Origin of the sequence: Pedobacter gandavensis (genome assembly GCF_014172405.1) — a bacterium.
GTDB classification, from domain to species: domain Bacteria; phylum Bacteroidota; class Bacteroidia; order Sphingobacteriales; family Sphingobacteriaceae; genus Pedobacter; species Pedobacter gandavensis.
Genome location: NZ_WNXC01000004.1, coordinates 288,513 through 300,692, shown reverse-complemented (window position 1 = coordinate 300,692; position 12,180 = coordinate 288,513). Strand labels below are relative to the sequence as shown.

The following is a 12,180-nucleotide window of genomic DNA, read 5'->3' as shown; positions in this document are numbered from 1 at the left end:
CTGGACTATGTATTTTGCAATTCCGATTGTCATGAATTTCCAACAATTCAAATAAAATCCTATATATTTGCTTCTTACACCTATACACACTAATAATAAATGAAAGTTGCATTAATAACAGGCGTCACAGGACAGGATGGAGCATATCTTGCTGAATTTTTACTGAAAAAGGGATATTTTGTGCATGGGTTGAAAAGACGTTCTTCTTCATTTAATACAGAGCGTATAGATCATTTGTATCAGGATCAACACGAAAAAAATCTGAACTTCAAATTGCATTATGGCGATTTAACAGATTCGACCAACCTGATCAGAATCATCCAGGAAACTCAACCGGATGAAATTTACAATCTTGCGGCAATGAGCCATGTGAAGGTGAGTTTTGAAACACCAGAATATACCGCTAATGCAGACGGTATTGGCCCATTGAGGTTATTAGAGGCCATCAGAATTCTAGGCCTTGTCGAAAAAACAAAGATTTACCAGGCTTCGACCTCGGAATTATATGGATTGGTACAAGCCGTTCCACAAAGTGAAACTACGCCTTTCTATCCGCGTTCTCCGTATGCTGTAGCAAAAATGTATGGTTATTGGATCACTGTGAACTACAGAGAGGCTTATAATATGTATGCTTGTAACGGAATTTTATTTAACCATGAGAGTCCGGTAAGAGGGGAAACTTTTGTGACGCGTAAAATTACCCGTGCCGCTTGCAAAATCGCTTTAGGTTTACAGAATTGCTTATACCTGGGTAACCTATCAGCACAGAGAGACTGGGGACATGCAAAAGATTACGTGGAAGCCATGTGGTTGATCCTTCAACAGGAAAAACCGGAAGATTATGTGATCGCAACCGGAGTAACCACTACGGTTCGTGATTTCGTGAAAATGAGCTTCGCGGAATTGGGTATCGAAGTGGAGTTTAGCGGGAAAGATCAATATGAGCGCGGAGTGATTATCGATGTTGACCAGGAAGTTATACAAAAATTAGGTTTAAATGATGAGTTTTTAAAACCGGGTACGGTTGTTGTTCAGGTGGACGAAAAATACTTCAGACCTACAGAAGTTGATTTGTTGTTGGGAGATCCAACAAAGGCAAATACGCAGTTGGGTTGGACACCTAAGTATGATTTACCGGCATTGGTTCAGGATATGGTTCATTCAGACCTTCATTTGATGAAGAAAGATGAATACTTGAAACAAGGTGGATTTAAGACTTTGAATTACTTTGAATAAAATTTAAAATAGTACAATACGATTTTACTATATGAACGTTAGAAATACCATTACCGCTGTTCTTTTCTTTTTTACAGTGTTGATTGCACAAAGTGCTTATGCGCAAAATAACTATGCTGATGTTAAAGTTGATGACCTGACGGATGCGCAAGTGAGACAAATGATCGAACGTGCGGCATCTATTGGTTATAATGATGCACAGTTAGAGCAGATGGCGGCGGCTCAAGGTATGAAGCCTGCAGAAGTTCAAAAATTGAAGTTGCGTGTTGAAAAAATACGTAAAGAAGGCAATAATTCTACAGGTTCTTCTAAAGATGGCATCAAGAAAAATGAGGTTAATGGAACTTCAGATCCAGGAAGAAGCTATCAGAATCAGAAAGATTCTACTGATAAATCTTTAAAGATTAAAACGCTGGAGGAACAGCGCAAAGAAGATATGGCCAATATATTTCTGGATTTAAAGCCTAAAATATTTGGTGCAGAGCTGTTTAAGAATTCCAATATTACTTTTGAGCCGAATTTAAGAATGGCTACGCCAAGAAGTTATGTCATTGGTCCTGATGATGAATTACTAGTTGATTTAAGTGGTGATAACGAAGCCAGTTATAAGCTGAAAGTAAATCCAGAAGGAATTATTAATCTGCAGTATGTAGGTCCTGTGGCTGTTGGTGGCCTTTCCATTGAACAGGCAATTTCAAAGGTAAAGGCTAAGATGTCTGGTACCTACCCTGCTTTGAAAAGCGGAAGAACCAATCTGGCGATTAATCTTGGGAATATTCGAAGCATTAAAATCACCTTATTGGGTGAAGTAGTAAAGCCAGGTTCTTATACCTTATCTTCTTTATCTACGGTTTTCAATGCTTTAAATGCATCTGGTGGGCCTAATTCAAATGGTTCCTTCCGTAAAATTCAGGTGATCAGAGGAAATAAGGTGGTTTCTACTGTTGATGTTTACGATTTCTTGTTAAATGGAATTCAAAAAAACAACATCAGGTTACAAGATCAGGATGTGATTAATATTCCGGTTTACCAAAGTCGCGTGGAGATGTCAGGTGAGGTAAAACGCCCTGCTCTTTTTGAGGTATTGAGTACTGAAAGTCTGGAAGATGTGATCAGGTTTGCTGGTGGTTTCTCCGATAAAGCTTATACCGCGCAGATCAAAGTATTGCAAAACACCAATAAGGAACGCAAAATTACTGATGTATCTGCGGAACAATTTGGTACGTATGGTCCATTAAATGGAGACAAGTATATTGTAGAGAGTATTCTGGATCGATTCGAGAACAGAGTAGAGATCGTTGGCGCTGTATTTCGTCCCGGACAATTCGAATTGGATAAAGGACTAACCTTAAAAGCTTTAATTGCTAAAGCTGATGGAGTTAAAGAAGATGCCTTCTTGAACAGGGGATATATTTCCAGGTTGAATCCTGATAACAGTTTGGCATTAATTTCTTTTGATGTGGATAAGGTGTTAAAAGGTACCGAAGCCGATATTCCTTTGTTCCGTGAAGATAAAGTAACCATTTCTTCAATTTTTGATTTGCGTGATGAATATAAAGTAACTGTTCAAGGTGAAGTAAGAGCACCGGGGACTTTTGAATACGCAGAAAACATGAGACTGGAAGATGTAATTCAAATGGCTGGTGGTTTTAAAGAAGGAGCTACTCCAAATCGTATTGAAATTTCCAGGAGGATTAAGAATAGTGATGCCATGTCCGCATCTGCATCAATAGCAGAGGTGTTTAATGTGAGTGTTGATCCAAATCTTAAGTTGGTAGATAAAGACTTTGTTTTGAAACCATTTGATGTGGTTTCTATTCGTAGTGCAGAAGGTTATCAGGTTCAAAAGCAGGTAAAGTTGGAAGGAGAAGTTTTGTATCCTGGGACTTATACTATTATGCAGAAAAATGAAAGAATTTCTGATCTGATCAAAAGAGCAGGTGGTTTAACGCATACCGCTTATCCTGATGGTGCTTCATTAAAAAGACCAGGCGCAGAGAAGGTGAACCCAGGTGATAAGAACGCTATTAATAATAGGGAAGAGGAAGATAAGAAGTTTTTAAGCTTGAAGCGTGCACAGGAAGTTGGCGCAAAGGATACTGTTAAGGCAGATGTTGAACAGAAATTGATTCAGTCTGATTTAGTGGGGATTGATTTAGTCCATATTCTTAAGAAACCTCAATCAAGGTATGATTTGATTGTAGAGGACGGAGATATTATTAGAGTACCTAGACAGCTACAAATTGTTAAAGTGACTGGAGAAGTACTGAATCCTAATGGGATTGTTTATTTGCCTAGTAAAAACTTTAAGCAATACATCAATGGTGCCGGTGGATATACTGCTAATGCTTTAAAGAAAGGTACTTATATTAAATATGCGAATGGGTCAGTAGAAGCAGCAAGAAAGTTCTTGTTTTTCAATAACTATCCGAAGGTGAAACCTGGAGCAGAGATTATGGTGCCTAAGAGAGCAGAGAGAGAGCGTATGACCGCACAGAGCTGGATTGGATTGGGTACTGCTATTGCTTCTATGGGAGCTATCATTGTTTCTTTACTGAGATAAATACACAGTTTTATATCGAATTTGTCTTAATTAAATGGATTTAGAAAATTTAAATAACAAACCAGCAGTCACAGATGATATTTCTATTGGAGAGCTGGCATTTAAAATAAGAGAGTGGTATAGGTATATGCTCTCCAAATGGATTTATATAGTCGCTTTTGGCTTTATTGGTGGGGTCTTAGGCTTTGTTAAGGCTTATTATACGAAACCTATTTACACCTCTGTAACCACCTTTGTTTTAGAAGATGGCGCAAGTAGTGGTGGTGGCCTTGGTGGTTTAGGCGGACTTGCTTCCATGGTTGGTGTTGGCGGCGGCGGCGCAGGAGGTGGGATCTTTCAGGGAGATAATATTCTTGAATTGTACAAATCCAGAAAAATGATTGAAAAGACCTTATTGTCTGAAGTTCAGGAGGGAGGGTCGAAATATTTACTAGTAGATAAATATATTGAATTTAATAAACTTAGAGAAAACTGGGAGAAAAGACCTGAACTAAAGAAGCTCAAGTTTGAAGCCATTAATTCCGGATCACCAATAACCAAGCCGAATCGACTGAAAGATAGTATTTTAGGTGCAATCGTCTTTGATATCAACAAGAATTATCTTGTTGTGGCTAAACCGGATATGAAATTGAGTATCATAAAAGCAATGGTTAAAGCCCCTGATGAATCATTTGCAAAAGCTTTTAATGATGAGATGGTTGATAATGTAAATGATTTTTATATAAAAACGAAGACTAAGAAGTCGCAGGAAAATATAAGCATACTACAACAAAAAACTGATTCGGTAAGGACCGTAATGAACGGTGCAATTTATACTGCTTCAGTGGTTTCTGATGCGACACCAAACTTAAACCCAACGCGTCAGGTTCAAAGAACCGCACCGATTCAAAGATCTCAATTCTCTGCTGAAACCAATAAAGAAGTTTTAGGAGAACTTGTAAAGAACCTGGAAATGTCGAAAATGGCTCTTCTCAAAGAAAAACCATTGATACAGGTTTTGGATCAGCCAATTTTACCTTTAAATAAAGAAAGAGCCAGTAAAATTAAGACGGCACTAATTGGCGGCATATTAGCTGGTTTTTTAGTCGTTTTTGTATTTACAATGAAGTTGATTTTTAAAAATATCCTAAAACAAAACTAATGTTAGATTTAAAAAATAAGAGTATTTTAATAACCGGTGGAACTGGTTCCTTAGGTAAAGCGTTAACAAAAGAAATTTTGGCTAATCATCCGGAAGTAAGAAGGATCGTTATCTTTTCAAGAGATGAGCAGAAACAATTCCAGATGGCTCAGGATTATCCTGAAAAACAGTACCCGCAATTAAGATTTTTTATTGGTGATGTTAGAGATGAGCAAAGATTGATCAGAGCCTTTAGAGGAGTTGATTATGTGATTCATGCCGCTGCAATGAAGCATGTGCCTATCGCGGAGTATAATCCGGATGAATGTATTAAAACCAATGTAATTGGTGCGCAGAATGTGATTCATGCTTGTTTTGAAACTAATGTTCAAAGGGTAGTGGCTTTGTCTACTGATAAAGCATGTGCGCCTATTAATTTATATGGGGCTACGAAATTAACATCAGACAAACTTTTTGTAGCAGCCAATAATATTAAAGGAGATAGCCCAATTGTATTTTCTGTTGTGCGTTATGGAAATGTTATGGGTTCAAATGGCTCTGTAATTCCTTTCTTTTTAAAGAAAAAAGTAGAAGGTATATTGCCAATTACCGATCCTAATATGACCAGATTTAATATCTCGTTGCAAGGTGGTGTAGACATGGTGATGCATGCTTTAGGAAATGCCTGGGGTGGAGAAATATTTATTCCTAAAATACCATCCTATAAGATTACTGATGTTGCTGAAGCAGTTGGTCCAAATTGTGAACAAGTTGTTGTCGGAATTCGTCCAGGTGAAAAGGTACATGAAGAAATGATAACGCCTTCTGATTCGTTTTATACTTATGATTTAGGGAAATATTACACCATTTTACCTGCTACTCATAAATGGAGTCTGGATGAGTTTAAAGCTAGTTTTAAGGCTGAGCTGGTAAAAGAAGGATTTGCCTACAATTCTGGAAGCAATGAGGAATGGGAAACCGTTGATTCATTGAGAGCATTGATAAAGCAACATGTAGACGATACTTTCGATATATAAATGGAAAATAAATCAATTCCTTATGGAAGGCAGAATATCACTCCTGAAGATATTCAGGCTGTAATAGAAACGCTTCAGTCAGATTATTTAACTCAAGGGCCAAAAATATTAGAATTTGAGCAAAAGTTCGCTGAATATTTGGGTTGTTCCTATGCGGTTGCTGTTGCAAATGGCACCGCTGCATTACATTTATGTGCCTTGGCACTGGATGTGAAGGAAGGAGATAAAGTAATAACTACTCCAATAACTTTCGCGGCATCAGCAAATTGCATTCGCTATTGTGGTGGCGAAGTGGTGTTCTCTGATATTGATCCTGAAACTTATCTTTTAGACGTTAATAAAGTTCGTGCGTTATTAGAATCTTCTCCTATTGGAACCTATAAAGGGATTATTCCAGTAGACTTTGCAGGAAATGCAGTAGACTTTGAAGCGTATAGAGCACTAGCTGATGAATTCGGTCTATGGCTTATAGAGGATGCTTGTCATGCTCCGGGAGGCTACTTTATAGATAAAAGTAACCAACAACAAAACTGTGGTAACGGACAATTCGCTGACTTAGCGATATTCTCTTTTCATCCGGTTAAACATATAGCCTGCGGTGAAGGTGGTATGATCACCACTAATGATGAACAACTCTACCGTAAACTATTGCAATTAAGAACACATGGTATTGTAAAGTCAGAAGACTCCTACCTTAATTCTGTCGATTTTGCAAATGGAACCGATGTAGCTACCGGTTACCCGGGATGGTACATGGAAATGCAAACTTTAGGGTTTAATTATCGCATTACTGATTTCCAGGCTGCTTTAGGGATCAGCCAGTTAGAAAGAGCCAATCAGGGTATTATCAGAAGAAGGGAGATCGCTGAAAAGTATGCTGCTGCCTTTGTTGACAAGCCTTTTGTGATTGGACAATCAGGCGCTGTTGAGGGCCATGCTTATCATTTGTATGTGCTGGAAGTTGAAGATAGATTAGGCCTGTATAATTATTTGAAGAGCAAGAAGATTTTTGCTCAGATCCATTACATTCCTTGTCATTTAATGCCTTATTACAGGCAATTTGGATGGAAAGAAGGCGATATGCCGCATTCGGAAATGTATTATAAAGGATGTATTAGTTTACCGATGTATCCTACTTTGACCGACGAAGAACTTCAATTTGTAATCTCAACAATTATTGAATATTATGGATAACAAAAAACAAAAAGATGCTTTCATTGAATATGAAGCAGATGCCTGGTTTGATCGTAATAAGAATATCCTACTCAACTATTCTAAAGATAGGGATAGGGTAATTAGTTTGATTCAGGATTATGATCTGAAACCAAAAAATGTTTTGGAGATAGGTTGTTCAGCCGGGTACCGACTTAACGGAATTAAAGAGTCACTTGGAGATTGTGCTGTATTTGGATTGGAACCTTCAAAGGAAGCAATTGAATACGGAGAAGCACATTTTCCAGAGGTCAATTTTGTTCGCGGAACGGCCGATAATTTATCTGATTTTGCAGATGAATCCATGGATGTCGTGATTGTCGGTTTTGTTTTTTATGTCATTGATAGAAACATCTTTTTTAAAGTTGTCTCGGAAATTGATAGGGTGTTAAAAAATGGAGGCATTTTAATCATTGTCGACTTTTTCTCAGAAACAGCCTTAAAGAATGTGTATCAACACATTAAAGAATTTAGTGCTTTTTCTTTTAAGCAAAATTATGATGAGGTTTTTACAGCATCTAAATTATACTACCTATTGGATAAATCCACCTGGAACCACTCTGAAAAGGTATTAGATGCTTCTGAAAACTATTATGATAAATATAGTGTCTCATTGTTAAAAAAGGATATTAGTGCCAGCTATAAGTAAGATTATTTTAGGAACAGTACAATTTGGATTGGACTATGGTATTAACAATAATGAAGGCAAACCTGGTCAGGAGCAAGTAAACGAAATGCTGACCTATGCCTATGATGCAGGTGTTCAGTGTTTAGATACAGCAGAAGCTTATGGAAATGCACATGGGGTAATAGGGCAATTTCATCAAAGGTATCCTGATAAGAAATTTGAGGTGATCACTAAATTGCCCCACCAGTTGGCTGGGGATTTGGGGATGAAAATCGATGACTATATCAAAGAGTTAGCTGTTTCATGCCTTCATGGGCTACTATTTCATAGTTACCAAACCTATAAAGACAACCTTGGACTAATTAAGGTTTTAAATGAATATAAAACGAATAACAAGGTAAAACACCTGGGTGTTTCTGTTTACACCAATGAACAGTTTGCTGATGTTATCGAAGATGATAATATTGATATTATTCAACTCCCTTTCAACTTATTTGATAATTACAATCTGCGTGGTCAGTTGTTGGAAAAGGCAAAAGAAAGAGGTAAAATAATCCATACACGATCTGCTTTTTTGCAGGGGTTGTTTTTTACATCGATTGAAAAGGATAACAAAATAATTAAAGCATTAATAAAAGAGCTTGGCTATATCCAGGAACTTAGTAAGGTTTCTGGAATACCCTTGAATAAGATGGCATTGAACTATTGTTTGCAACAAAACCATATTGATGCTGTTTTAATAGGGGTTGATAACATTAGTCAATTGAAACAGAATTTGAACGATGGCGATGGTAGCCTGTCAAAAAATCAGCTGGAAATGATTAACAAAATTGAGGTAAAAGACGTTGAATTATTAAACCCTGCTTTATGGAATCTGTAAAGACAGTTTTGATTACTCAAGCGCGTACGGGAAGTACTCGTTTGCCAGGCAAGGTGCTATTAAAGGTACAAGGGCAGGAACTTTTAAAAATACATTTAGATAGATTACAGCAATGTAAGCTTATCGATCAGATAATTGTTGCAACCACCATTTCTGCGGAAGACGATGCAATAGCACAGCTATGCGTAAGTTGGGGTATTGATTTTTCGAGAGGAATGGTTGATGACGTATTAGATAGATTTTATACTTCAACAAAGAATATCAGGCCAGACTGGATTGTTCGGGTTACTTCAGATTGCCCTTTAATTGACCCGCGCTTGGTTGATGCAGTTGTTGCATTTGCGCAAACGAATAATGTTGATTATGCTTCAAACGTATTGTTAGAGCATTTTCCAGATGGTCAGGATGTGGAAGTAATGAAATTTTCGGCACTGGAGAAGGCCTGGAAAGAATCTGTTTTGAAGTCAGATAGAGAACATGTTACGCCATTTATTAGAAATAATTCCTCCTTTAAAGGCGGGATGCTTTTTTTGTCCATGAATTTCCCTTGCGTTGCAGATTATTCAGCGGTAAGAATGACTGTTGATGAAGCAAAGGATTTTGATCTGATCGAAAGAATAGTCTCAGACCTTGGAGTGGATCAAAGCTGGATGACATACACAAACTATATTATCGATAATCAACTTGATAAAATTAATTCAAATATTATAAGAAATGAGGGAATGATTAAATCCCTAAAAAACGATTAGTATTATGGGCAAAGGACAAGAATTGTATAAAAAGGCTAAGGCATTAATCCCGGGTGGAACAATGCTTTTGTCAAAAAGACCGGAAATGTTTTTACCTGATCAGTGGCCTTCTTATTTTTCAAAAGCTAAAGGCTGTAAGGTTTGGGATCTGGATGGAAAGGAATTAATCGACATGTGTATCATGGGGATTGGAACCAATACATTAGGTTATGGTAATGATGAAGTAGATGCGGCTGTCCTTGAAACTGTAAAGAGTGGAAACATGTCCACTTTAAGTTGTCCAGAAGAAGTCTATCTCGCTGAAAAGCTAATAGAGATTAATCCCTGGGCAGATATGGTACGATTTGCACGTAGTGGTGGTGAAGCCAATTCTATTGCAGTACGGATCGCAAGGGCCGCTTCCGGGAAAGATAAGGTGGCAATATGTGGCTATCATGGCTGGCATGATTGGTATTTGTCTGCTAATCATAACGGAGGGGATGACCTTTCAAGTCATTTATTACCAGGTTTAAGTGCAAAAGGTGTTCCTAAGAATTTAAAGGATACCGTTTACCCCTTTCATTATAATAATTATGAAGAATTACTTTCAATCGTTGAAAATAATGAAATTGGAGTAATTAAAATGGAGGTAGTAAGAAATTTTGGACCGGAAGATAATTTTCTACAGAAAGTTAGAGATTTGGCTACCAGAAAGAATATCGTTCTTATTTTTGATGAATGTACCTCAGGTTTTAGAGAGACTTTTGGTGGGATTTATAAAAAATATGGCGTAGAACCAGATATTGCGATGTATGGTAAAACGATTGGTAATGGCTACGCATTAACTGCGGTAGTAGGTCGAAGATCAGTAATGGAAGCCGCGCAAACGACTTTTATTAGTAGTACTTTCTGGACCGAAAGAATTGGCCCAACGGCTGCCCTTGCGACACTTAATGTGATGGAAAAGGTAAAGTCATGGGAAACCATTACGAAAATCGGTAAGAAAATTCAAAAAGGATGGAATGACCTGGCTGATGCACATCATCTTTCTATTACACTTGCAGGGATTCCAGCACTAACCACTTATAGTTTTAATAGTGACAATGCTTTAGAGTATAAGACTTTAATTACACAAGAGATGTTAAAAAAGGGCTTTTTAGCTAGTACTAGTTTTTACGCCTGCACTAAGCATTCTGATGAAATGATTAATAGTTATTTTGATGCACTAGATGCTGTCTATTCAGACATTTCTAAATGTGAAGTAGGCGATAAAAACATTGCAACGTTATTGGATGGGCCAGTGTGTCATTCAGGTTTTAAACGTTTAAATTAATTGGTAAAGCGCAAAATATATATTAGAGCGGATGGCAGTTCCCAAATTGGTTTAGGCCATCTGGTCCGCTGTTTAGCCTTGGCCCAAATGCTGGAAAGGGATTTTGATTGCGTTTTCTTTTGTAAAGAAATTCCGGGAGAGTTGAAACTTCAGATTCAAGAAAATGGATTTGAAGTTTCAATTATTAGTTCAGAAGATGAATTTATAGGACTATTAACTAAGGATATTATTGTTGTCCTTGACCATTATAACTTAGATTCAGATGATCAAAAAAGAGTTAAAGATCAAGGATGTTTGTTGGTTTGCATAGACGATTTACATGATAAAGCGTTTTTTGCAGATTTAATTATTAATCACGCCCCTGGAATCCTTTCCTCCGATTATGTCGCAACTGCTATTACTCAATTTGCCCTGGGTCTAGAATATGTTTTATTACGTCCTACATTCTTAATTCAAACGGGGGATACTCCAATTCAAAAGGAAGCAGATTCTGTGTTTGTTTGTTTTGGGGGTTCTGACAAGAAGAATATTACTCAAAAAGCGGTTCACATTCTTCTTGCTGACGACAGATTTAAAAAGATAGTTATTGTTACGGGCACTGCTTACGATTACCTGCAAGCCTTAGAAGTTTCTATGACTGGTGATCAAAGATTTCAGCACTATGGTTCTGTTTCCCCAGAGGTCATCAAGAGCTTAATGGAGGCTTCAGAATTGGCTATTGTACCGGCTAGTGGAATATTACAGGAAGCTCTTGCGCTAGGATGTAAGGTCATTTCCGGGATGTACATTGAAAATCAGAAAAACATATTTGAGAAGTATAGGACTCTGAATTCTTTTATTAGTGCAAATGAGTTTTCAAATGAAGATTTAAAGAATGCAATTGATACTTTTTATACCGGAGCATTTCAATTTGGTCCTAGATTGATCGATGGTAAATCCGGAATCAGAATACTGAAATATTTTAAGCAGTTCCAAAAGGAGGAAGAAACCACTTTAAGAAAAGTGGAAGAAAGAGATTTATTAAAGACCTTTGAATGGGCGAATAATGCCGGGATCAGGAGTTTTTTCTTTAATAAGGACCAGGTTAAGTTTGAAACCCATAAAAATTGGTTTGAGCGGAAATTAAGCAGTAAAGATTGCTCCTATTATATCGGAGAATTGGAAGGAAATGTTTTTGGTTCAATTAGGTTTGATATTGAAGCCGATAAAGCTAGTATTAGCTATTTGGTGGATCCTGAATACCAAAACCAAGGCTTAGGTACTATCTTATTGAAAAAGGGACTAGAGGTTTTTAGAAAGGAATTAAGTGAAGTTAAAATGGTCTGTGGTGAAGTGTTTCTTGAAAATTTAGCTTCACTAAAAGTTTTTCAAAAATTGGGTTATACGACCGAAGTGGATAAAAAATCTAATCTTATTACTTTCTATAAAGAAATTTAAATTAAT

The 12,180-nt window shown here is 37.1% G+C and carries 10 protein-coding genes; all 10 read left to right on the top strand.

Annotation, left to right across the window (positions count from 1 at the left end; all coding sequences use genetic code 11):
* The first annotated feature begins 99 nt into the window (after positions 1–99).
* Genes gmd through pseG form a run of 10 tightly spaced genes read left to right on the top strand, consistent with a single transcriptional unit; the run spans position 100 to position 12,174 of the window.
* Complete coding sequence (gene gmd, locus GM920_RS13505) at positions 100–1,236, top strand: GDP-mannose 4,6-dehydratase (protein ID WP_182958158.1); 1,137 nt, start codon at positions 100–102, stop codon at positions 1,234–1,236.
* 31 nt (positions 1,237–1,267) lie between these two features.
* Complete coding sequence (locus GM920_RS13500; RefSeq protein WP_182958155.1) at positions 1,268–3,799, top strand: SLBB domain-containing protein; 2,532 nt, start codon at positions 1,268–1,270, stop codon at positions 3,797–3,799.
* Between the two features lie 34 nt (positions 3,800–3,833).
* Positions 3,834–4,940: a lipopolysaccharide biosynthesis protein gene (locus GM920_RS13495; protein WP_182958153.1), complete on the top strand. Its 1,107-nt coding sequence runs from the start codon at positions 3,834–3,836 to the stop codon at positions 4,938–4,940.
* Positions 4,940–5,956, top strand: coding sequence for a UDP-N-acetylglucosamine 4,6-dehydratase (inverting) (gene pseB, locus GM920_RS13490; protein WP_182958150.1), 1,017 nt, complete (start codon positions 4,940–4,942; stop codon positions 5,954–5,956). Before GM920_RS13495 ends, pseB begins: the two co-directional genes overlap by 1 nt.
* On the top strand, positions 5,957–7,150 hold the full coding sequence (gene pseC / locus GM920_RS13485) for a UDP-4-amino-4,6-dideoxy-N-acetyl-beta-L-altrosamine transaminase (protein ID WP_182958148.1): 1,194 nt from the start codon (positions 5,957–5,959) through the stop codon (positions 7,148–7,150).
* Positions 7,143–7,817 carry a class I SAM-dependent methyltransferase gene (locus tag GM920_RS13480; protein ID WP_182958145.1) on the top strand — a complete coding sequence of 225 codons (675 nt, stop codon included), beginning with the start codon at positions 7,143–7,145 and terminating at the stop codon, positions 7,815–7,817. Before pseC ends, GM920_RS13480 begins: the two co-directional genes overlap by 8 nt.
* Positions 7,801–8,676, top strand: coding sequence for an aldo/keto reductase (locus tag GM920_RS13475; RefSeq protein WP_182958142.1), 876 nt, complete (start codon positions 7,801–7,803; stop codon positions 8,674–8,676). Before GM920_RS13480 ends, GM920_RS13475 begins: the two co-directional genes overlap by 17 nt.
* Complete coding sequence (locus GM920_RS23620; protein ID WP_202986111.1) at positions 8,664–9,425, top strand: cytidylyltransferase domain-containing protein; 762 nt, start codon at positions 8,664–8,666, stop codon at positions 9,423–9,425. The genes GM920_RS13475 and GM920_RS23620 overlap by 13 nt, the downstream gene beginning before the upstream one ends.
* A 4-nt stretch (positions 9,426–9,429) precedes the next feature.
* Positions 9,430–10,737: an aminotransferase class III-fold pyridoxal phosphate-dependent enzyme gene (locus GM920_RS23615; RefSeq protein ID WP_202986110.1), complete on the top strand. Its 1,308-nt coding sequence runs from the start codon at positions 9,430–9,432 to the stop codon at positions 10,735–10,737.
* The gene (gene pseG, locus GM920_RS13465; RefSeq protein WP_182958139.1) at positions 10,738–12,174 is read left to right on the top strand and encodes a UDP-2,4-diacetamido-2,4,6-trideoxy-beta-L-altropyranose hydrolase; all 1,437 of its coding nucleotides are present in this window, start codon (positions 10,738–10,740) and stop codon (positions 12,172–12,174) included. It begins immediately after the preceding gene.
* Positions 12,175–12,180: the final 6 nt, after the last annotated feature.